General features: G+C 59.8%; 19 protein-coding genes. 12 read left to right on the top strand and 7 right to left on the bottom strand.

Annotation, left to right across the window (positions count from 1 at the left end):
- Window positions 1–485: 485 nt before the first annotated feature.
- Window positions 486–1,187, top strand: a complete 702-nt coding sequence (locus tag ACN0SO_RS01890) for a response regulator (protein WP_417673946.1) — start codon at window positions 486–488, stop codon at window positions 1,185–1,187.
- 162 nt (window positions 1,188–1,349) lie between these two features.
- Window positions 1,350–1,736, top strand: a complete 387-nt coding sequence (locus tag ACN0SO_RS01895; RefSeq protein ID WP_417673951.1) for an NADH:ubiquinone oxidoreductase subunit NDUFA12 — start codon at window positions 1,350–1,352, stop codon at window positions 1,734–1,736.
- Between the two features lie 128 nt (window positions 1,737–1,864).
- Here the strand turns inward: ACN0SO_RS01895 and ACN0SO_RS01900 are convergent, their stop codons facing one another.
- Together ACN0SO_RS01900 and ACN0SO_RS01905 are read right to left on the bottom strand one after the other, a co-directional pair.
- On the bottom strand, window positions 1,865–2,452 hold the full coding sequence (locus ACN0SO_RS01900) for a hypothetical protein (RefSeq protein ID WP_417673953.1): 588 nt from the start codon (window positions 2,450–2,452) through the stop codon (window positions 1,865–1,867).
- A 226-nt stretch (window positions 2,453–2,678) separates the two neighbouring features.
- Window positions 2,679–3,347: an alpha/beta hydrolase gene (locus ACN0SO_RS01905; protein WP_417673955.1), complete on the bottom strand. Its 669-nt coding sequence runs from the start codon at window positions 3,345–3,347 to the stop codon at window positions 2,679–2,681.
- 300 nt (window positions 3,348–3,647) lie between these two features.
- On the opposite strand from ACN0SO_RS01905, the gene ACN0SO_RS01910 reads away from it, so the two are divergent.
- From ACN0SO_RS01910 to tenA, 9 genes are all read left to right on the top strand, one after another.
- Complete coding sequence (locus ACN0SO_RS01910; protein ID WP_417673957.1) at window positions 3,648–4,817, top strand: cysteine desulfurase family protein; 1,170 nt, start codon at window positions 3,648–3,650, stop codon at window positions 4,815–4,817.
- Between the two features lie 119 nt (window positions 4,818–4,936).
- A complete protein-coding gene (gene sufB / locus ACN0SO_RS01915) occupies window positions 4,937–6,409 on the top strand; it encodes a Fe-S cluster assembly protein SufB (RefSeq protein ID WP_417673959.1) in 1,473 nt (490 codons plus the stop codon).
- Window positions 6,410–6,438: 29 nt separating this feature from the next.
- The gene (locus ACN0SO_RS01920; RefSeq protein ID WP_417673961.1) at window positions 6,439–6,816 is read left to right on the top strand and encodes a hypothetical protein; all 378 of its coding nucleotides are present in this window, start codon (window positions 6,439–6,441) and stop codon (window positions 6,814–6,816) included.
- A gap of 81 nt (window positions 6,817–6,897) precedes the next feature.
- Complete coding sequence (gene sufC, locus ACN0SO_RS01925) at window positions 6,898–7,656, top strand: Fe-S cluster assembly ATPase SufC (protein WP_417673963.1); 759 nt, start codon at window positions 6,898–6,900, stop codon at window positions 7,654–7,656.
- Between the two features lie 16 nt (window positions 7,657–7,672).
- A complete protein-coding gene (locus tag ACN0SO_RS01930; RefSeq protein ID WP_417673965.1) occupies window positions 7,673–8,995 on the top strand; it encodes a SufB/SufD family protein in 1,323 nt (440 codons plus the stop codon).
- A gap of 63 nt (window positions 8,996–9,058) precedes the next feature.
- A complete protein-coding gene (locus tag ACN0SO_RS01935) occupies window positions 9,059–10,312 on the top strand; it encodes a cysteine desulfurase (RefSeq protein WP_417673967.1) in 1,254 nt (417 codons plus the stop codon).
- An 11-nt stretch (window positions 10,313–10,323) separates the two neighbouring features.
- A complete protein-coding gene (locus ACN0SO_RS01940; RefSeq protein WP_417673969.1) occupies window positions 10,324–10,719 on the top strand; it encodes an SUF system Fe-S cluster assembly protein in 396 nt (131 codons plus the stop codon).
- 80 nt (window positions 10,720–10,799) lie between these two features.
- Window positions 10,800–11,186 (top strand): Fe-S cluster assembly scaffold SufA, encoded by a 387-nt coding sequence (sufA, locus tag ACN0SO_RS01945; RefSeq protein WP_417673971.1) that lies wholly within the window; start codon window positions 10,800–10,802, stop codon window positions 11,184–11,186.
- Window positions 11,186–11,860 (top strand): thiaminase II, encoded by a 675-nt coding sequence (gene tenA, locus ACN0SO_RS01950; protein ID WP_417673973.1) that lies wholly within the window; start codon window positions 11,186–11,188, stop codon window positions 11,858–11,860. Before sufA ends, tenA begins: the two co-directional genes overlap by 1 nt.
- A 126-nt stretch (window positions 11,861–11,986) precedes the next feature.
- On the opposite strand, the gene ACN0SO_RS01955 is transcribed toward tenA, so the two are convergent.
- From ACN0SO_RS01955 to parE, 4 genes are all read right to left on the bottom strand, one after another.
- A complete protein-coding gene (locus ACN0SO_RS01955; RefSeq protein ID WP_417673975.1) occupies window positions 11,987–13,045 on the bottom strand; it encodes a GGDEF domain-containing protein in 1,059 nt (352 codons plus the stop codon).
- Window positions 13,046–13,162: 117 nt separating this feature from the next.
- Window positions 13,163–14,665 (bottom strand): DEAD/DEAH box helicase, encoded by a 1,503-nt coding sequence (locus ACN0SO_RS01960; RefSeq protein ID WP_417673977.1) that lies wholly within the window; start codon window positions 14,663–14,665, stop codon window positions 13,163–13,165.
- Window positions 14,666–14,968: 303 nt separating this feature from the next.
- Complete coding sequence (locus ACN0SO_RS01965) at window positions 14,969–15,766, bottom strand: hypothetical protein (protein WP_417673979.1); 798 nt, start codon at window positions 15,764–15,766, stop codon at window positions 14,969–14,971.
- Between the two features lie 155 nt (window positions 15,767–15,921).
- Window positions 15,922–17,973: a DNA topoisomerase IV subunit B gene (parE, locus tag ACN0SO_RS01970; protein ID WP_417673981.1), complete on the bottom strand. Its 2,052-nt coding sequence runs from the start codon at window positions 17,971–17,973 to the stop codon at window positions 15,922–15,924.
- A gap of 858 nt (window positions 17,974–18,831) precedes the next feature.
- On the opposite strand from parE, the gene ACN0SO_RS01975 reads away from it, so the two are divergent.
- Entirely contained in the window at window positions 18,832–19,671 is an 840-nt protein-coding gene (locus tag ACN0SO_RS01975; RefSeq protein ID WP_417673983.1) for a tetratricopeptide repeat protein, read from the top strand.
- A gap of 472 nt (window positions 19,672–20,143) precedes the next feature.
- On the opposite strand, the gene xth is transcribed toward ACN0SO_RS01975, so the two are convergent.
- Window positions 20,144–20,926, bottom strand: a complete 783-nt coding sequence (gene xth, locus ACN0SO_RS01980) for an exodeoxyribonuclease III (RefSeq protein WP_417673985.1) — start codon at window positions 20,924–20,926, stop codon at window positions 20,144–20,146.
- Between the last annotated feature and the right edge of the window lie 51 nt (window positions 20,927–20,977).

The raw sequence follows: 20,977 nt of genomic DNA on the forward strand, positions 1-20,977 counted from the left end.
ATAGTGCTCATCAACAGCTTTGTCACGAGGGGCCTGGGGAGCTTTTGCGGAACCCAGACACACCTGCAGCTAGCGCCCGGAATGGCATTTGCCAAGGCTCGGGACGCGTTACGCTTGATACTGGATACTGGAGGATCGGAAGCGGGGAAGACCGCTTCCTGATACGCACACTGAAGTGATAAAAAACTAGAGTGAATCAATCGTTACCGTCAAGCGTGCATCGACAACCTGTTGTGTCTAAATTTGGAGCAAGCCCCAAATATAGTGTGGGCATGTGGATAGCGGGGAGTGTTGACGAAACGCGCGGACTTCTGCGATTCCGCGCCTGAGCCGGCTTAAAAATCGGATGCTCTCACGCTGCCGCAAATTTCGGCGAAACAGCGCAGTTTCGATGAAAATTTTATGAAAATGGCCGGTAGCGAATTGAGTGCGACTTAAAGCGCTTCTGACATTGTTTCAGCTGGGGACAATCAAGAGCGGTTTAAATGAAGCATCACGCAGCATACGGCCTGGGGCCTGAGGATCTCGATGTGGTCATCGTCGAGGACAGCAAACCCATGCAGACTTTGATACGTTCGATTCTCATCAGCTTCAAGGTCGCGCGCGTCCGGGTCTTCGATTCGGCGGATGATGCGCTCGAAGCCATGCTGAGCGAGCCACCGAACGTGATTCTCGCCGACTGGCGCATGGCACCGACATCCGGCTACCAGTTGCTGCGTCTGATCCGCCACCGGCACATGGAGCCCCTGTGCTACGTGCCGCTGCTCTTTATCACGGCCCACGGTACGCGCGCCCTGGTCGACAAGGGGCTCAGGGCAGGGGCGCATCATCTGCTGGTCAAGCCGCTCTCACCCGCGACCCTCTATAGCCGATTGAAATGGCTTGCGACCGACGAGCGCCCGATGATTCTGGAGACCTCCGGCTTCTATAATATCGAAGGGATTCACAAGGCCCTCGATGTTCAGGCGGAGAAGATCAAATCCCTGGAAAATGCACGGAGCTATCACGAGCAGGCGACCAAGCGTCTGGCGGCGGTGCAAAGCGCGGTGGAAAAGGAATTCGCCTCCGCTTCCAGGGGCGTGCCCGAATCGGTCGATCTCAGCGGCAGGAGGATCATTCCGGCAGCGACGGACAAGCAAGCGCCACGCATTTCCGCCTTCGGCGCGACACGCGCCACCGGCACCTGACGGTCGTCGCCTTTCGCAGCCATTCTCCGTTTCGAGGCCGGAAGCAGGTAACTGCGGGCTGGACAGTCGCCCAGTGAGCGGTCATATTCGCGCCAATCCTGCCGGCGGCACGGCTGATGCTGTCCGCGACCAATGTTCTTCGCTCAAGGATCTCTTCAGGCGATGTGGAAGCTCATACTCGAACTGTTCACCTGGTGGAACGGCCAGACCATGGGAACGCGCTTTTTCACCTGGCGCAAAGGCGAATTCGTCGGCGAGGACGAGTTTGGCAACAAGTACTACCGCGAACGCGGCGGCAAGAAGCGCTGGGTCATCTATAACGGCCTGGCGGAAGCCTCGACGATTCCCCCGGGCTGGCACGGCTGGATGCACCACCGGGTCGACACCCCGCCCACGGAAGAGACCTATTATCCCAAGCACTGGCAGAAGCCGCATCAGCAGAACTGGACCGGCACGCCCGGCGCCTATCGCCCGCACGGCTCGATCCTGACCCCGGAGCACCGCCCGGAAGTCTCCGGCGATTACGAAGCCTGGACGCCGGGCCAGTAATCCGGCACTCTAGTTGTCAGAGTTTCAAGGCGCTGCTTCAATGGAAGCAGCGCCTTTTTGTTTGCGCGGAAACCGGAATGTCTGCGTTCGAAAAACGGTGGAATTGATGGCTTGGGGAGGGCGGCGTGTCAGGCAGCGGAAGCAATATCTCGATCTTCAGTCTGGTTTCCGATGCCCTGGACCGGGGGCCTTGCGACACGCCGGGGCAGCGCCTGGCGATTTACCGGGCGCTCGAGGTTCGCGTCCTGGAAACGGCCGGCGATGAGGCGAAGGCGACGAAAGCGATCGACGAACTGCGCCGCACCATCGCACGTCTGGATGTCGCGTACGGATATTTCGATGATTTGTCGTCCCTTGGCTCCCCGCCGTCCGGGAGCCGGACCGAAGACCGGAATGTTCAAGCCGAAAAATCGAAAGTTCCGGTGATAAAACGCGTCGGAAAGCGGCGCTTTCCGGTACTCGGCGCCCTCTTCGGCCGAGGTTCCGGCGTTTCCGGCACACCGCCCGGTCCCGCGCCGGGGGAGGACAATGGGCCATTTTCCGATCATGTCTATCTCAGCATCGATGCCGAACTGGACGGAGAGGAGGTTATCTGCCGGTATGCCTATTGTTATGATCCCGCATGCCAGCTTCAACTCAGTATCGTGAGCGGAAGCAACCGGTTGCTGTTTGATTTCAGCACCCGGGCATTCAGCATGAGATATGCGTTTAAACATTTATCTCAGGCACTTGATGCAAAAGGCTTATGCGTTCCATCCGCCGGCCTTCAGGCAGGCGCCGTCTGGGAGACGGAAGAGCGTGACTGTGAGGAAGTCCGGCTTCCGCCGTCCCGGGAGCGCTTGCACGCTTGCGCATTCATATCGGCACCAGGCTGATCAACGCGGTGGATAAAAAAAGCCCGCCGAACCGGCGAGCTTTTCAATTCAGGTCCGTTCGAGACGCTCAGTCGATCTGCACGTAATCTTCCGGTGTCAGGCCGAGTCGGCCGTCGAGGTAGGTACCGCAACGGTCCATCAGATCGTCCATGTTGTTCTCGAAGAAGTGGTTCGCGCCGGGGATTTCCTGATGGTCGATGACAATGCCCTTCTGGGTCTTCAGCTTGTCGACCAGGGTCTGCACATCCTTTTGCGGCACGACCTTGTCGCTTTCGCCGTGGATGATCAGGCCGGAAGACGGGCAGGGGGCCAGGAACGAGAAGTCGTGCAGGTTGGCCGGCGGGGCGACCGAGATGAAGCCTTCCACTTCCGGGCGACGCATCAGAAGCTGCATGCCGATCCAGGCGCCGAAGGAGAAGCCGGCAATCCAGCAGGCGCGCGCATCCGGATGCACGGTCTGCACCCAGTCGAGGGCCGCGGCCGCATCGGAAAGCTCACCCTGGCCATGGTCGAACGCTCCTTGCGACCGGCCGACGCCACGGAAGTTGAACCGCAGGACCGCGAAACCGCGCTGCGCGAACATGTAGTAGAGCTGATACACGATCTGGTTGTTCATCGTGCCGCCGAACTGCGGATGCAGATGAAGCACCAGGGCAATCGGTGCATTGCGTTTTTTCGCGGGATGGAACCGGCCTTCCAGCCGGCCCGCGGGACCGTTAAAGATCACCTCGGGCATGAAGCGCTATGTCCTTTTTTATTGCGGCACCCTTGAGATTTTATGGTGCTGCCTTTGGTTCTGTGTACGTGAAATCCCTAAGTCTAAACTTGACTCTCAGGTTCCGAGTTTCTAGAACCTTCTTTAGAATTATTCGAAAGTCGCTCACGCCTCATATCGTGGAAAATGAGACGCGACGTCGTCAGGTGGGCACGTTTAAGCCATCGGAGCGGAAAATTTCAAGTTTTCCGTAACGAAGGGTAAACGAAAAGATTTTCGATCCGGCTGAAAACAGGCGAAACACAGGCGCGCAAACAGGCCATGCCTCAGGCAAAAGACCATGTCTATCTCGACTACAACGCCGGCGCACCGCTGCGCCCCGGCGCCCGGGAGTGCATGGTCGAGGTCTTGAGCGATGTCGGCAATGCGTCGTCGGTTCACACCGACGGCCGCCGCGCCCGGGCCAGGATCGAGGCCGCGCGCGATCAGGTTGCAAGCCTCTGCAAGACCCGTACCCGCGCGGTCACCTTCGTTTCCGGCGGAACAGAAGCCAATATGACTGCCCTGACACCGAACTGGCAGGATCAGGGGGCTCCCTATTATCTGGACCGGCTGCTGCGCGGCGCCACGGAACATCCGTCCGTCGTAGCCGGGGGGCGGTTTCCGGCCTCGCAGCAGGAGGTCATTCCGGTCGAGGCCAATGGCGTGATTCGGCTGGATGTCCTGAAGGACATGCTGGCGGTCGGAGGTCCGGCGCTGGTCTCGGTCATGGCGGCCAACAACGAAACCGGCGTCATCAGTCCTTTGGCCGAAATCGGTGCGATGGTTGCCAGGGCCGGCGGCTTCTTCCACGTCGACGCGGTTCAGGCGGCCGGGCGCATGGACATAGACATGGACGCCTGGCAGGCCGATGCCATCAGCCTGTCGGCACACAAGTTCGGCGGCCCGCAAGGTGCTGGCGCTCTTGTCGTGCGGTCCACGGCCCGCGTGCCCGCGCCGCTGATGCTCGGCGGCGGCCAGGAAAACTGGCGCCGGGCCGGCACGGAGAACATGGCCGCCATTGTCGGTTTCGGTGTGGCGGCGGCATCTGCGGAAAAAGAAGCGCTGGATTGGGCGCGTCTGGCCGGCTTGCGCGACAGACTGGAAGCCGGCGTGCGTGAAATCTGTCCGGCCGTCACTATATTCGGAGAAGAGGCGCCGCGTCTTGCGAACACAAGTTGCTTTGCCGCTCCCGGAATTTCGGCGGAAACGGCGTTGATCGCCTTCGATCTGGAACGCATGTCCCTATCCTCCGGTTCCGCGTGTTCGTCCGGCAAGGTTTCCGTTTCCCATGTGCTGACGGCCATGGGAGCTGACGAGGCGACCGCCCGTTGCGCGTTGCGTGTCAGCCTCGGCTGGAACAGTCAGGACGCCGATATCGACCGTTTTCTGGAGGTTTGGCCGCAGATCGTGGACCGGCTGAACCCGGAGGCCCGTAACCGGGCTGCATGACATACCCGGCGGGTGACCGCCGGCCCCGTTTTCGCTTGACGATCGTTAAGTCGGCGTCTGGCGATGCAAATTAAGAAGAACCGCGGGACCGAATGAGTTCCGCGCAATGGAGTGAAGATATGCCCGCTGTGCAGGAGACAATCGATCAGGTCAAGGCGATCGATGTTGACCAGTATAAATACGGCTTCGTGACCGACATCGAATCGGAAAGGGGCGCCAAGGGCCTTTCCGAGGAAACCGTCCGTTTCATCTCCGCGAAAAAGAACGAGCCGGAATGGATGACCGAATGGCGCCTGGAGGCGCTGCGCCGGTTCAAGACCATGGACGAGCCGACGTGGGCCCGTGTGCACTATCCGAAAATCGATTTCGACGACCTTTACTATTACGCGGCTCCCAAGTCCGCGGAAGGTCCCAAGAGCATCGACGAGGTCGATCCGGAGCTTCTTGCCACTTACGAAAAGCTCGGCATTCCGCTGCGCGAACAGGAAATCCTGGCCGGCATCAAGCCGGAAAACCGGGTCGCCGTCGACGCGGTGTTCGACAGCGTTTCCGTGGTCACCACCTTCAAGGAAGAGCTGAAGAAGGCCGGCGTCATCTTCTGCTCGATCTCCGAGGCGCTGCGCGAACATCCGGAACTGGTGAAGAAGTACCTGGGTTCGGTCGTTCCGGTGACGGACAACTACTACGCCACGCTGAACTCCGCGGTCTTTTCCGACGGCTCCTTCGTCTATATTCCCGAAGGCGTTCGCTGCCCGATGGAGCTGTCGACCTATTTCCGCATCAACGAGCAGAATACCGGCCAGTTCGAGCGCACGCTGATCATCGCGGAGAAGGGGGCCTATGTTTCCTATCTGGAAGGCTGCACGGCCCCCCAGCGCGACGAGAACCAGCTGCACGCGGCTGTCGTCGAACTCGTGGCGCTCGATGATGCGGAGATCAAGTATTCCACGGTGCAGAACTGGTTCCCGGGCGACGCACAGGGCAAAGGCGGCATCTACAATTTCGTCACAAAGCGCGGCGACTGCCGGGGCAGGAATTCCAAGATCTCCTGGACCCAGGTCGAGACCGGGTCCGCGATCACCTGGAAATACCCGTCCTGCATCCTGCGCGGCGACAATTCGCGCGGCGAATTCTACTCGATCGCCGTTTCCAACGGCTATCAGCAGGTCGACAGCGGCACCAAGATGATCCATCTGGGCAAGAACACCTCCAGCCGGATCATCTCCAAGGGCATCTCGGCCGGCCGGTCGCAGAACACCTATCGCGGTCTGGTGTCGGCCCACCGCAAGGCGTCGAACGCGCGTAACTTCACCCAGTGCGACTCGCTCCTGATCGGTCAGGACTGCGGCGCCCATACCGTGCCCTATATCGAGAGTAAGAACGCGACGGCGATCTTCGAGCACGAGGCGACCACCTCGAAGATCTCCGACGACCAGATGTTCTATTGCCAGCAGCGCGGCATGTCCGACGAGGAGGCCGTGGCCCTGATCGTCAACGGCTTCGTCAAGGACGTCATCCAGCAGCTGCCGATGGAATTCGCGGTCGAGGCCCAGAAGCTGATTTCGATCAGTCTTGAGGGCTCGGTGGGCTAACGACAAAGGATTTGAAGGGGCGGATCTCGATGAGTTGGTTTCAATCGTTGGGCTTCGCCGTTAACTGGCTGGAGAATCGGTTCTTTTTGGCCGGGCGGTTCAAAAGCAGCATATTGGGAGTGGTATTTGGGGTCGTTTGGGCACTGGTGTGGCGATGGAATGACACCGTCGGGATCGGAGTGCTTCTATTCCTGATGATGCCATTCGCCTTGTGGCTGCAGATGTCGGCGATGTGGGTGTTTTTATCGCGCGAAGGGCGATTGGCTCTCCTGGATAGCGATCCCAACCCGCTATCGGCATTGGGTCTCCGTTACGGCAGTGCATACGGCCTGTTTTGCTACCTTTCGATTGTGTCATGGGTCCTTTCAATGGGCCTCACCTCGAGCCTGACAGGCGGGACAAATTGACCTTTGAAGAGGTCGTGAGAATTCGGACGGAACAAACACGGGGCCTCGTTGCCCCTGGGACTAGAACAAGGAAATATCTCAATGCTTGAGATCAAAAACCTGCACGCCCGCATCGCCGAAGACGGCAAGGAAATCCTGCGCGGCGTCGACCTGACAGTGAACGACGGTGAAGTCCACGCCATCATGGGACCGAACGGCTCCGGCAAGTCGACCCTGTCCTATATCCTGGCCGGCAAGGAAGACTACGAGATCACCGAAGGCGAGATCCTGTTCAACGGCGAGAACCTGTTGGAGCTTGGCCCCGACGAGCGGGCGGCCGCCGGCGTCTTCCTGGCGTTCCAGTATCCGATCGAGATCCCCGGCGTTGCCACCATGGAATTCCTCAAGACGGCAATGAACGCGCAGCGGCGCGCCCGCAAGGAAGCTGAACTCACCATTCCGGCCTTCATGAAGACGGTCAAGGAAAAGGCGGGCGAACTGAAAATCGGCATGGACATGCTGAAGCGCCCGCTCAACGTCGGATTTTCCGGCGGTGAGAAGAAGCGCGCCGAAATCCTGCAGATGTCCCTCCTGGAGCCGAAACTCTGTGTGCTCGACGAGACCGATTCCGGTCTCGACATCGACGCGCTGCGGATCGTGTCGGACGGCGTCAACAGGCTGAGGTCGCCGGAGCGATCCATGATCGTCATCACCCACTACCAGCGCCTGCTCGACCATATCGTGCCGGATGTCGTCCACGTCATGTCAAAGGGCCGGATCGTGAAGACCGGCGGCGCGGATCTGGCGCTTGAGCTGGAAAAAAGCGGCTACGCCGACTACGCCGAAGACGCAGCAGCCTGAGCGGCGGGAGACAAGGATGAACGCCAACACTCCGATCACGCATACCCAGGCCGAAACCGGTCTGATTGCGCGCTATGAAAGCGTCCGCGCCGGGCTTGCCGGGACGGATGCCGTGGTCGCGCTGCGCGATGCGTCCGCCGATCAATTGCGGCGGACCGGCCTGCCACATCGGCGGGTAGAGGAATACAAGTACACCGACCTACGTGCCTATATGAAGTCGAGCGCGCCGCTGGCGGCCGATGCAACGGCAGACGAGGCAAAGGCAATACTGGAAGCAACTGACGGCTTCGGCGACCTCGGCCGCTACCGGATCGTGATTGCCAACGGCCGGTTCATGGACGGATTGAGTGATGTCGAGGCTCTGGCCCGCGAAGGTATCACGGTGACCGACTTCAACACCGCACTTGCAGGCGACAACGGCGCGGCTCTGCTCGCAGTACCGGCCAGTGCCGACGGCGACGGAACGCTCGCGCTCAACACCGCCTTCGTCCAGGGCGGCGTGATGCTTTCGGTCCGGGAAGGCGCCGACGTTTCCAAGCCGGTCGAACTCGTGCACGTGGCGGCAGGCGAGGGGGCTCAGGTCACCCGCTGCCGGATCGCGGTTGCTCCGGGCGCGAAGCTCAAGCTTCTGGAAACCTTTGCCGGCGACACCGGCATGGGCGAGACCAATGCCGTTTTTGACTATGACATCGCCGATACCGGCGAACTCACCGTCACCCGTCTGATCGAGGGTGATGGCGAAGGTGCGAAGCTGTTCACGACCCTTGCCCGTCTCGGATCGGAAGCGCGGTTCCATACGCTCGGCTTCATCGCCGGACCGTCCTTCGTGCGCAATCAGCAGTTCGTCGCCTTTGCCGGCGAGAACTCCGAAGCCCGGCTCTTCGGCGTGACCATGGCGCGCGACCGGGCGCTCGCCGATCAGACGCTGATCGTCGATCACACCATGCCCAACTGTTCGAGCCGCGAGTTCTTCAAGACGGTTCTCGACGATGAGGCCAAAGGGGTCTATCAGGGGCGCATCAACGTGGCGCCCCACGCCCAGAAGACCGACGGCGAAATGATGACCCAGGCCCTGCTGCTGTCGGAAGGCCCGGAGATGGCCAACAAGCCGGAGCTGGAAATCTTCGCCGACGACGTTCTGTGCGCCCACGGCGCCACGAGCGGCCAAATCGACGAGGACCTGCTGTTCTACCTGCGCGCACGTGGCATTCCGGAAGACGAGGCAAAGACACTCCTCGTTCTTGCGTTCCTGTCCGAAGCGATTGAGGAATTCGGCGAGGACGATCTGACCGGTATGCTGGAAGAACGGGTCCGGGCCTGGCTGGCAGCGAGAAGCTGATGATTATCCGGCGGCGGTACACCTGTCGTCGGCTCAAAGGAAAAGACAAGGGAGCTTGGCGGCATGACGGTCGCATCTGCAATCGCTGAAACGGACGCCGGCTACGACGTCGAGGCCATCCGCAAGGACTTTCCGATCCTCTCGCGGGAGGTCTACGGCAAGCCGCTGGTCTATCTCGACAATGGCGCATCGGCGCAGAAGCCGCAGGCGGTTATCGACGCGGTCTCCTATGCCTATTCCAACGAATACGCCAATGTGCACCGCGGCTTGCATTTCCTGTCCAATACCGCGACCGACAATTACGAGGCCGCGCGCGAAAAGGTGCGCCGCTTCCTGAACGCGCCGTCGGTGGACGAAATCGTGTTCACCCGCTCCACGACCGAGGCGATCAACCTGGTCTCCTACGGTCTCGGGCCGGAGACCTTCGGTCCGGGCGACGAAATCGTGATCTCCATCATGGAGCATCATTCCAACATCGTGCCCTGGCACTTTCACCGTGAGCGCAACGGCGCGGTGCTGAAATGGGCCTATGTGCGCGAGGACGGGTCTTTCGACCTCGATGCCTTCGCCGATACGCTGAGCGACCGCACCAAGCTCGTCGCCATCACGCATATGTCCAACGTGCTGGGCACGGTCGTACCGGTCAAGGAGGTCTGCCGGATCGCTCATGAACGCGGCATTCCGGTACTGGTCGACGGCAGCCAGGCCGCCGTTCACCTGCCGGTGGATGTGCAGGACATCGACTGCGACTATTATATTTTCACCGGACACAAGGTTTACGGGCCGACCGGCATTGGCGTTCTCTGGGCCAAGTCGGACAAGCTGAAGGCCATGCGGCCCTTCTGCGGCGGCGGCGAGATGATCCTGGATGTGACCGAAGACATCGTCACCTATGCCGATCCGCCGCACCGGTTCGAGGCCGGCACACCGCCGATCGTTCAGGCGATCGGTCTGGGCGCCGCCCTGGATTACATGGACAGCATCGGACGCGAGCGGATTGCCCGCCACGAGGCGGATCTGTGCGCCTATGCCCATGAACGACTGTCGACGATCAACTCGTTGAGGATCTTCGGCACGGCACCGGGCAAGGGGGCGATCGTGTCCTTCGAGATCGAAGGGGCTCATGCCCATGACGTTGCCACGATCATCGACCGCGCCGGCGTGGCAGTCAGGGCCGGAACCCATTGCGCGCAGCCGCTCTTGGCAAAATACGGCGTGACCTCTACATGTCGGGCAAGTTTCGGGCTCTATAACACCCGCGCGGAAGTGGACGCGCTCTACGAGGCCTTGATCAAGGCGCAGTCATTTTTCGCCTGAGGACGGACAAGATGGACAACGGCACCACCATTGATCACAACGACGCAGGGGAAGAACTGCGCGCGGATGTCGCCGGCGGCTCCGCCATTCCCATGGAAGAACTGGACCGACTCACGAATGACATCGTCGCGGCACTGAAGACCGTCTACGATCCGGAAATTCCCTGCGATATCTATGAACTCGGCCTGATCTACAAAGTCGATATCGAGGACGATCGGTCCATCAACATCGACATGACGCTGACCGCGCCGGGTTGTCCGGTCGCAGGCGAAATGCCGGGCTGGGTGGAAAATGCCGTCGCTTCCGTGGCCGGTGTCGGACCGGTCAATGTGGATATGGTCTTCGATCCGCCCTGGACGCCGGAGCGGATGTCGGACGAAGCCAAGGTCGCGCTGAACTGGTATTGAGTACCGGCCTCTTTTTGACGGTGTCCCGCAACCCTATATGTTGGACATGACCCGAATCCTTTGCAAACCTCGAGGATGAGATGGCTGCAGCAAGCAAATTCCAGGTGATGACCATGACCGACACCGCGGCGGAACGCGTGCGCGAACTGGTCGATAATGCCGACGGAGAGGCACAGGGTCTTCGGGTCGGCATCAAGAAGGGTGGCTGCGCCGGCATGGAGTACACCATGGAGCTGGTCAAAGAGGCCAGCCCCGGCGACGACACCGTCGAGGAAAAGGGCGCGAAGCTGTTCGTCGATCCGTCCGCCGTTTTGTTCCTGCTCGGAACGGAAATGGACTTCGAGGTTACCAAGTTTCGCTCCGGTTTCGTCTTCAAGAACCCCAATGAAGTGTCTGCCTGCGGCTGCGGCGAATCCGTATCGCTTCAGGAGGCCGACCCCGCCTTCATGATCGGGCAGGGCCGGTAGTGGATCTTTTTCAGCGGCTGAAAACCGATGCACGGCCGGAGTGGTCCGCGTATGTCTCCCATGAATTCGTCGAGCAACTGGGCGCCGGTTCTTTGCCGGAAGGCTGTTTCCGCCATTATCTCGTTCAGGACTACCTGTTCCTGATCCAGTTCGCCCGCGCCTATGCCCTCGGTGTCTATAAGAGCCCGACCATCGACGACATGCGCGCGTCGCTGGAAGGCGTCAAGGCGATCCTGGACACGGAACTCGACCTGCACATCGAGTTGTGCGCCGGCTGGGGCATGACCAGACCCATGATCGAGGCGGCGGAGGAAGACAGGCCTACCATGGCCTATACCCGCTTCGTCCTGGAAACGGGAATGGCAGGGGATCTCCTGGACCTGCAGGTCGCTCTGGCGCCTTGTATCATCGGCTATGCGGAAATCGGCGCCGACCTCAAGAAGCGGCATACGGCGAAGATAGCCGGCAATCCCTACCGCCGGTGGATCGAGGAATATGCGGGTGACCTGTATCAGGAGCTGGCCAGGGAGTTCGGCATCTGGATGGATAAATCGGCGAAGATCTATCTCACGGAATCCCGATACCCCCGTCTTGCAACGATCTTTCGCAAGGCCAGCATTCTCGAAGCCGATTTCTGGCAGATGGGATTAGACGCCGAAGCCACCCAGCGCTGACTTAGTCAGGCGACAACATCCGAGGGATGAGCCCCGGTCAGGCGACATCCGAGGTATGAGCCCGGGTCAGGCGACATCCGAGGCGTGAGCCCCGGGATCAGGCAACATCCGAGGCGTGAGCCCCGGTCAGGCGACATCCGAGGCGTGAGCCGAGGGCAGGTCCGCTTCCGTTTTCACGTTATTCCGGCCGGCAGCCTTGGCAGCATACAACGCTTCGTCGGCACGTCCGATGATCGAATGGGTGGTGTCATCGGGCCGGAAAATGGAAATGCCGATAGAGACCGTGATCCGTCCGAGGTTTTCACCCGTCGACCGTTTGACGAGTTCCTTCGACATCACCGCGCTGCGGATCAGTTCCGCGACTTCGATCGCTTCCGAGAGGCCGGTCTGCGGCAGCAGAATTGCGAACTCCTCGCCACCATACCGGCAGGGGATGTCTCCATTCTTGACGTTCTGCTTGACCGCCAGCGCCACAAGCCGGAGCACCTGATCGCCTGTCTGATGGCCCCAGGTGTCGTTGAATTTCTTGAAATGATCGATATCCGTCAGAAGCAGGGCAAAGCCACGGTTGCTTTCGACCGCGTTGGACAACAACCTGTCGATCGACGTGTCGAAATGCTTCCGGTTGTTGAGCGTCGTCAACTCGTCGGTCAGGGACTCGTAACGGATCGTTTCAAGGCTCGATTGCAGGTTCTCGATCTGCCGTTTCGATTCCAGCAGCTGGGATTCGAGCTTGCGGTTCGAGGCGACCGCGGAGTGGGTCGACTTCATCAGGTGGGTGACGAAGACTTCGAGGTTCTCCGGATCTTTCAGCTTTTTCAGCTTTTCGCCGGCGCGCTCGAGCAGGGTTCCGTAGTCGGAGGTGGCATCGGCCCCCATTTTCAGGGCGTCCACCAGATCTTCGACCTCACGGGAGACCTTGTCGCCGACTTCATCCAACTGGTCGCCAAGCTTGTTGGGGGACAGGAACCGCCCGTAGATGGACTGCATTTCCTCCGTGCTGACGCGGCCTTTCTGCTTCAGCACGTCATTGATGGCCCGGTTCAGTCCGTGATTGTAGCCTGCACAATAAGTGTACCAGAACTCATAGGAGCGAGGGTACGCTGGAAGCACGTTCCTCTTTATATAGGCCAGTGCGGATTCGGCATAAACAATCGTCCGCTTATGGTCGTCTTCATCTGACATCAATAATCCCACACACCGAACTTGCGCAAAGTTCCCGAGCGTCAATTTCCTGAACTGTAAAATCCTACAGGAGGATTTAAGGTCGGGTTAAGCTTACGCTCCCCGGGCCTCAGATATTCAAGAAACTTTCTTGGGGCGCGGCTCCCTGAGGAGAAATGCCGGAACATGTCCGTCCCTGCCGAATGCCGGTTCGTTCCTGTCAGGCTTCGAACGGGGTGACGGCCGGGAAGAGGACGAATCGCTCTGCTCCTGCCGAGCCGGGCGGCGGCGCGGTTTCGGCTGTGTGTCTTCCGTAATGACGGTGTCGTCATTGTCGGCCTTTTTGCGTCTCGACGGCTTTTCCGCAGTCGATTTGGAGGCCGGTTTTTCTGCAGTCGAACTGGAGGCCGGCTTTTCCGCCGTGGTTCTGCTGGACGGCTTGCCGTCGGTCGCTTCGGGCTTGGCCGTCTTCGAACGTCGGCGCGCCTTGCGTTCTTTGGCGGCCGTCTCGAAATCGATCGGTTCGCCTTCCCATTCGATTGGGTTGTTGATCAGTTTTTCAATCGCATCAAGGTATTTCTGGTCGTCAGGGGTTACGAGCGTATAGGCAACCCCGGATCTTCCGGCCCGGCCGGTTCGCCCGATGCGGTGGACGTAATCTTCCGCATGGCTCGGAACATCGTAATTGAAGACGTGGCTGACTTCCGGAATATCCAGACCGCGGGCAGCCACATCGCTGGCCACGAGCAGGGTAATGTTTCCCTTACGGAAATTCTCCAGCATCATCATTCGTGTCCGCTGGTCCATGTCGCCATGAAGGGCGCCGACATTGTAGCCGTGGCGCTCAAGGGAACGGAACAGGGTGGTGATGTCGCGTTTGCGGTTACAGAACACAATAGCGTTCTTGAGATCTTCGGACTTTTCCAGAAGCCCGCGCAGGGCAGCGCGCTTGTCGTAGTCCTGATTCTCCGTGGCTTTGAGGAACTGCGAGACATTTTCCGCGGTCGTCAAAGAAGGGGCTACCTCGATTTTAGCCGGGTTCTGCAGAAACGCTTCGGTCAGGCGCTGAATTTCCGGCGGCATCGTCGCCGAGAAGAACAGGGTCTGGCGCGTAAACGGAATCAGTTTGCAGATACGTTCGATGTCCGGGATGAAGCCCATATCGAGCATGCGGTCGGCTTCGTCGATCACGAGGATTTCGACCCCCTGCAGAAGCAGCTTGCCCCGCTCGAAATGGTCGAGCAGCCGGCCCGGGGTAGCAATCAGGACGTCCGTGCCGCGGTCGAGCTTCTTGTCCTGTTCGCCGAAGGAGACACCCCCGATCAGGAGAGCGACATTCAGCTTGTGGTTCTTGCCGTACCGTTCGAAGTTTTCTTCCACCTGAGCGGCGAGTTCGCGCGTGGGTTCCAGGATAAGGGTGCGCGGCATTCGAGCCCGCGCACGGCCTTTTTCCAGGAGGGTCAGCATCGGCAGGGTGAAGCTTGCGGTTTTGCCCGTACCCGTCTGGGCAATGCCCAGCACATCCCGACGCTCCAGAACGCGGGGAATTGCACCCTCCTGGATTGCTGTCGGTTCCGTATATCCCGCCGCTTCCACTGCAGCGAGAACCTTCTCGCTAAGACCGAGAGTATTAAATGACATATAGAGCCTTTAGCCCGGATTTATTGATCGATCGAATGACACCAGTTGCCGGCAGAAGCCGTGCAAAGTCGGGCACACCCTACATTTGTCGGCGCTAGTGTCAATGTGAAGACTAGGCAAAATACGAAGAAATTCGCCGATTTCGCAGAATAAAACGTATATCAGTTAACTGTGGCCGCCAGGGCGAGGTCGAAATTTAAATTATCTCGCGATTTGGTAATGCCCGATGACTTTGCCGTGAAAAGAAATTGCAACTTTAAAACGCAGACTTGTATGAAATAACGATGCGGGACCGAATGCCGCTCAGACCACTCCGGAAGAGCTTGCCTGCCCGTTTAGCTCATTGGCCGGGCCGGATTTTTTCCACGCGCGTTCACGCACGGTCGGTCCGTCGTTGCGGTTTTCGAAAAACAGCTTGTAGTCGCGCCGGTAATGTCTCAGCACTTGGCCGAAATACTGGGAATTGCGAATGGCTTCCGCTGTCTCGTGCGTCGGCATCTCGATGGCTGCCGGACCTTCGCCGATGTCCAAATTGCTCTGCCGTTTCAGCAACGAGCGCAGTTTGCTCCAGTCCGATGGCAGCTTGTTGAAATCCAGGATCAGGTCCGGAACGAGCAAGCCCTTGTGATGGAGAATGGACGCCTGACTGCGCAGCAGATTGTCGGCGACCAGATCGGTCGTCTCCAGGACCCGCTCCAGGAATTCATTGACCGGCATCTGTTTACGGAAGCGGCTTTCCTCGAAATAGGCGGGAAGGTCCGTATCGCCGAGAATGAGGTGCTCATAACAGGCGGCCAGCCGGGAGTGTGGGTATTGAACGATTGTAAATACCGGGAAATCCGGATGCCGCCGCTTGAGTTCACTGGCCGTGAGGAGTTCGATATCGCCGTCCCAAAGGCCTGTGTAGTCAGTGGTGTAAGCCTGCGTGGCATGCGGGTCCTCGGCCAGGCCGCTCAGCATTTTCAGGACCGGGAAAACGGTTGCCATCGGGGCGCCGGGAATGCGGGCATATCCCACCCGTGCTTTCCGGAAGACCATGTAGTGACGGTTTCTGAGGGGCCGTCGCTGGCGGTCGAATACATCATACATCGCTTGCAGCATGGCCGCGTCCCGCAGACTTATTACTTATTTGTTGGCGCCAGAAGCGAGGGCAACAAAGAATTTCATATTTACATTCGGAAACATAATAGTGCCTATCCGCGCGCAGCGATAGGGCAGACAAACGGTTTTCTTGATCCGGCGGCTGAAACCGTGAATCAGATATCCAGATCCTCGGCGAATTCCGCGTTGTCCTGGATGAAGCGGAAACGGGCCTCAGGTTTGTTCCCCATAAGCCGTTCCACGACGTCGTTGGTTTCGGCTGTTGCCGCCTCATTGACCCGAACCAGCAACATGGTGCGGTTTTTCGGATCCATGGTGGTTTCCTTCAACTGGGCGGGAAGCATTTCACCGAGGCCTTTGAACCGGCCGATTTCCACCTTGGCCTTGCCCTTGAAGGCGGTTGCCATCAGTTCGTCCTTATGGGCATCGTCCCGGGCGTAAAGCGTCTTGCCGCCCTGGGTCAGCCGGTAGAGGGGAGGGACGGCCAGGAACAGATGGTCGTTGCGGATGAGCTCCGGCATTTCCCGGTAGAAGAAGGTGATCAGCAACGAGGCGATATGGGCACCGTCCACGTCCGCGTCGGTCATGATGACGACCTTTTCATACCGGAGATCCGTGTCGCGATAGTTGGACCGTGTCCCGCAGCCGAGGGCCTGGACAAGGTCCGCCAACTGCTGGTTGGCGGCCAGCTTTTCACGGCCTGCGTTGGCGACGTTCAGGATCTTGCCGCGAAGCGGAAGAACGGCCTGGTTGGAGCGGTTGCGTGCCTGCTTTGCCGAGCCGCCGGCCGAATCCCCTTCCACGATGAAAAGTTCCGTCCCTTCCGCCTGGTTTGCGGAACAGTCGGCAAGCTTGCCGGGAAGGCGCAGTTTGCGAACGGCCGTCTTGCGGGCGACGTCTTTTTCCTGGCGGCGGCGCAGGCGTTCCTCAGCCCGGTCGATTACCCATTCCAGTAATTTGTTTGCCTGGTTCGGCGAGGCCGTCAGCCAGTGGTCGAACGCATCGCGGACCGCGGTTTCGGTAATGCGTGTCGCCTCGTTCGTCGCCAGCCGGTCTTTCGTCTGGCCGACAAACTCCGGTTCCCGGATGAAGACGGAGAGCATTCCGCCGGCCGACGTCAGGACATCGTCGCCGGTGATAATGGACGCTTTCTTGTTGTTGGTCAGTTCGCCATAGGCCTTCAGTCCGCGCAGCAACGCATAGCGCAAGCCGGCTTCATGTGTGCCGCCTTCCGGCGTCGGAACCGTATTACAATAGGAATTTATAAAGCCGTCGCCGGCAAACCAGGTGACCGCCCATTCGACTGATCCATGGCTGCCGGCCTTGTCCGTCCGCCCGGCGAAAATGTCGTCGACGACGGTGCGTTCCTTGGAGAGCCGTTCGGCCAGGAAGTCGCGCAATCCTCCGGGGAAGTGGAACACGGCCTCCGCGGGCGTCTCGTCCTTTTCCGACAACAGCGCGGGATCGCAATGCCAGCGGATTTCGACGCCGCCGAAGAGATAGGCTTTCGAGCGGGCCATCTTGAGCAGGCGCGCGGGAATGAACTTGGCAGACTTGCCGAAAATCTCCGGATCCGGTTTGAAGCGGACACTGGTGCCGCGCCGGTTCTGGGTGTCACCGACGAGTTCCAGCGGGCCTTGCGGAATGCCGCGCTGGAATTGTTGCCGGTAGAGCTTGCGCGTCCGCGCCACCTCGACGATCAGATCCTCCGACAGCGCGTTGACGACCGAAATGCCGACGCCGTGCAGGCCGCCCGAGGTCTCGTAGACCTTGCTGTCGAATTTTCCGCCCGCATGAAGGGTGGTCATGATGACCTCAAGCGCGGACTTGTCCTTGAACTTGGGGTGCGGATCGACGGGAATACCCCGGCCATTGTCCGTCACGGCCAGATAGCCGTCTGCGGAAAGAGACACATCGATCCAGGTGGCATGACCGGCGACCGCTTCGTCCATCGAGTTGTCGATGACTTCCGCGAAAAGGTGGTGCAGCGCCTTTTCATCGGTGCCGCCGATATACATGCCGGGGCGACGGCGAACCGGTTCCAGACCTTCCAGAACCTCGATGTCGGCGGCCGAATAATCCTCGTCGCTTGCCACGGCTTTAAGGGCGGGCCGTGCGGTCTTTCGTGCCGGAGATGCCGGTGGATCCCGATCGATCGGGACCGCCGCCTGCGCGTTTCCTGCAAAAAGATCGTCTTTTCCGCTCATTCAGTTTCCGCCGCGTTGGTCTTACCAAATCCGATCCGAAGACAAACCCTGTCCTGCGAATCACCAGATGAGTTTCGCAGGACAAAGCCGGAACAGTAAAGCGTTCCGCGCATTCACCCCCAGTTTCAACAAAGTGAAGCAGCGAATGCTCTCGTGGAAACCGAATGTCAACCCGTCTGTGGTTTCATCGCACCCGGAAATAAGAGCGGGCAACGCAACCGCGACAAACAATAGGGGAATGGGCAAATGATCAGGCAGTATGGAGTCGCAGTCCGGCAGCAGGCAGATCTGTTCTGCGCGGGTGCATTGGCAATTTGTGCAGTGATTATGGCTCTGATGGGGTGAAAACCCAGGCGGGGGTGTGGCATCGGGGCAACAGGCGCGCAGGAAGTCTCCTTACTGGAGGCGTGCCGGCATTGCTGCCGTTCTTCGGCCATGTTTCATCTTCACCCGTTGACCTTGCGCGGCATGAGAGCGGATTGTGTCGATTGGCACGCTTCGTCCGGGATGATGGCGCGATGGAGATTTAACGGTGCCGGATTGGGGCGGCGTGGTCTGAAAGGCCCGTTGCCGGATCGGTGGAAATGCGACAAACGCAGGCAAGCGGCCGGAAGCGCAACAGCAGCATGCTTTGGCATGTGCGCTTCGGCCGGATCTGCGGAAGGCGGGTTTGACAGAAGAATGTCCAGCTCCTGCCGCATTCCGTCCGACAAGGGCCCAACTCTGGCCGAAATGAGCGGATACGCTGTGCGCAACGTGTTCAATAAGACCGGTTTCCCTGAGAAAAGCGGTCAATGTGATGAGTTCAGGATGATGCCTCGGGAGTGGCGACAGACAGGAACGGGACAGAAGAGGCCGATGCCGCCGATATCGGCGTGCGTGGTTGTTTGTCTCGTTCTGGCCGGCGGCTTTGGGTCGCTCGGGCAGGCCGTTGCCTTTGACGGCAAGCCGGCTGCGGATGATGCGATCAAGGTCGAGGACCTTTCCCCGCGTGAGGCGCTGCGGACCGGTGCTCGTCAGTATTACGCAGGCGACAAGGCTGCAGCCTTGAGTTCCCTTCAGTACGCGGCGAGGAAGGGCCAGCCGATGGCTGCCTGGAAACTCGGCGAAATGTATGCCAAGGGCGATGGCGTCAAGGAAGACGACATCAAGGCGTTTGAGTATTACAGTCAGGTGGTGCGCGAACACGGCGACAGTGGGCCGCACGAGCCGGATGCGCCTTTCGTGGCAAGTGCCTTCGTTGCGCTTGGAACCTATTATCTGAACGGGATCAGCGATGCCGTGCCACAGAACGTGGCGCGCGCCCGGCAGATCTTTACCCACGCAGCCTCTTATTTCGGCGACCCGGAAGCGCAGTATGAACTGGGCCGCATGTATGAAGGCTCCAGCAGCCGTCTGGCCGTCCGCTGGTACAACCTGGCCTCGTTGAAAGGCCATGTCGGAGCCCAGGCCCGGCTCGGGGAAACACTCTACAACATGGCGCATTCGGATGCGCAGAAGGCCCGTGGCCTCATGTGGCTGACGGTTGCCCGCCGGCAGGTTCACGGCACCGATGCCGACTGGATCAACGAGATGCACGAGCGTTATTTCTCGCTTTCGAGCGAGAACGTGCGGAAACTGGCCCGCGGCATGGCTGATAATTGGATCACCCAGAACCGTCCCGACATGGTAACGGCGCAGCAGGTTCCCTCACAGTAGGTCCGGGCTCAGCCTTTCCCGCTGATCCGGGATACCGACATTGGCACAGGAGAGAGTGAAGCCGAAGGGCAAGGGGTTTCGCTCATCCGCCAGGACGTATTGTTAAGCACCATGTCGCAGGTTGCCATTCTCGGTCCCCCCGGCCCGTTCAGGCACACGGCATCGCCCAGGTGATAGTCGGTGCCCAGATAACGGCAGGTGCAGTTGACGACAGGAGCCTGGATCGCCGTCGCGTTTTTCGTTTTTCCTGAACCGACCTCCCCGGCATGAACGGGAGAAATGACGCCTCCGGCGAGCACGAAGGCGGCTGCAAGCAGAGCGACGGGCCGGCCTGGCGCAGCTGGTTCAGGCCGACAGTTTGCGAAGAGGGTCAGGATCCGTGTCATGGCCATCCCATGCCGTTTCTTCTCAGAAGAGAGAAACCCTAGCATATCCGCGGCCGGGACGGAAATTAATCAACCCTACTGCCGCCTCAGGCGGCCAGATCCACCCAGACGGGAACATGGTCCGACGGCTTTTCCCAGCCGCGCACATGTTTGTCGATCCCGCAGCCGGTCATCCTGTCGGTCGCCTGGGGGGACATCAGGATGTGGTCGATGCGGATCCCGTTGTTCTTTTGCCAGGCGCCCGCCTGATAGTCCCAGAAGGTATAGGTTTCCGGCGCCTGTGTGCAGGAGCGGACTGCTTCCGTCAGGCCCAGATTGATGAGGGTCCGGAATTTCTGACGGCTTTCGGGCTGGAACAGGGCATCGTCAACCCAGGCTTCCGGGTTTCTGGCATCGATCGGATCCGGAATGACGTTGTAGTCGCCAAGCAGCAGAAACGGGGTTTCCTCGGCAAGGCGCTTTTCCGCATGGGTGATCAGCCGGTCCATCCAGCCGAGCTTGTAAGGGAATTTCTCGGTTCCGAGCGGATTGCCGTTGGGCAGATAAAGGCAGCCGAAGCGCAGGGCGCCTTTCCCGGTGGAAACGCCGGCCTCGATGTAGCGGGCCTGCTCGTCGCTGTCGTCGCCCGGCAGGCCGCGCTCGATGTCTTCCAGCGGCAGCTTCGACAGCAGAGCCACGCCGTTGAAGCTTTTCTGGCCATGGGTGGCGACGTTGTAGCCGAGTTCCTCGATTGCCTCTCTCGGGAAATTCTCGTCGATGGATTTGATTTCCTGGAAACAGGCGATGTCCGGCTGGGCTTCCTTGAGCCATTCGAGCACGGTGTCGATCCGGGCCTTGACGCCGTTGATGTTCCAGGTGGCAATCTTCATCGCTTGCTTCCAGCTTCGCTATGCACTGCTGGAATTGGTAGCATCGCAGGC

Source organism: Roseibium sp. (genome assembly GCF_048260565.1).
Taxonomy (GTDB): Bacteria; Pseudomonadota; Alphaproteobacteria; order Rhizobiales; family Stappiaceae; genus Roseibium.

Bases quoted from the DNA above. Each gene is read 5' to 3' on its own strand.
- ACN0SO_RS01890 (WP_417673946.1), top strand. From the start codon at position 486: ATGAAGCATCACGCAGCATACGGCCTGGGGCCTGAGGATCTCGATGTG.
- ACN0SO_RS01895 (WP_417673951.1), top strand. From the start codon at position 1,350: ATGTGGAAGCTCATACTCGAACTGTTCACCTGGTGGAACGGCCAGACC.
- ACN0SO_RS01900 (WP_417673953.1), bottom strand. From the start codon at position 2,452: ATGTTTAAACGCATATCTCATGCTGAATGCCCGGGTGCTGAAATCAAA.
- ACN0SO_RS01905 (WP_417673955.1), bottom strand. From the start codon at position 3,347: ATGCCCGAGGTGATCTTTAACGGTCCCGCGGGCCGGCTGGAAGGCCGG.
- ACN0SO_RS01910 (WP_417673957.1), top strand. From the start codon at position 3,648: ATGCCTCAGGCAAAAGACCATGTCTATCTCGACTACAACGCCGGCGCA.
- sufB (WP_417673959.1), top strand. From the start codon at position 4,937: ATGCCCGCTGTGCAGGAGACAATCGATCAGGTCAAGGCGATCGATGTT.
- ACN0SO_RS01920 (WP_417673961.1), top strand. From the start codon at position 6,439: ATGAGTTGGTTTCAATCGTTGGGCTTCGCCGTTAACTGGCTGGAGAAT.
- sufC (WP_417673963.1), top strand. From the start codon at position 6,898: ATGCTTGAGATCAAAAACCTGCACGCCCGCATCGCCGAAGACGGCAAG.
- ACN0SO_RS01930 (WP_417673965.1), top strand. From the start codon at position 7,673: ATGAACGCCAACACTCCGATCACGCATACCCAGGCCGAAACCGGTCTG.
- ACN0SO_RS01935 (WP_417673967.1), top strand. From the start codon at position 9,059: ATGACGGTCGCATCTGCAATCGCTGAAACGGACGCCGGCTACGACGTC.
- ACN0SO_RS01940 (WP_417673969.1), top strand. From the start codon at position 10,324: ATGGACAACGGCACCACCATTGATCACAACGACGCAGGGGAAGAACTG.
- sufA (WP_417673971.1), top strand. From the start codon at position 10,800: ATGGCTGCAGCAAGCAAATTCCAGGTGATGACCATGACCGACACCGCG.
- ACN0SO_RS01955 (WP_417673975.1), bottom strand. From the start codon at position 13,045: ATGTCAGATGAAGACGACCATAAGCGGACGATTGTTTATGCCGAATCC.
- ACN0SO_RS01960 (WP_417673977.1), bottom strand. From the start codon at position 14,665: ATGTCATTTAATACTCTCGGTCTTAGCGAGAAGGTTCTCGCTGCAGTG.
- ACN0SO_RS01965 (WP_417673979.1), bottom strand. From the start codon at position 15,766: ATGCTGCAAGCGATGTATGATGTATTCGACCGCCAGCGACGGCCCCTC.
- parE (WP_417673981.1), bottom strand. From the start codon at position 17,973: ATGAGCGGAAAAGACGATCTTTTTGCAGGAAACGCGCAGGCGGCGGTC.
- ACN0SO_RS01975 (WP_417673983.1), top strand. From the start codon at position 18,832: ATGCCGCCGATATCGGCGTGCGTGGTTGTTTGTCTCGTTCTGGCCGGC.
- xth (WP_417673985.1), bottom strand. From the start codon at position 20,926: ATGAAGATTGCCACCTGGAACATCAACGGCGTCAAGGCCCGGATCGAC.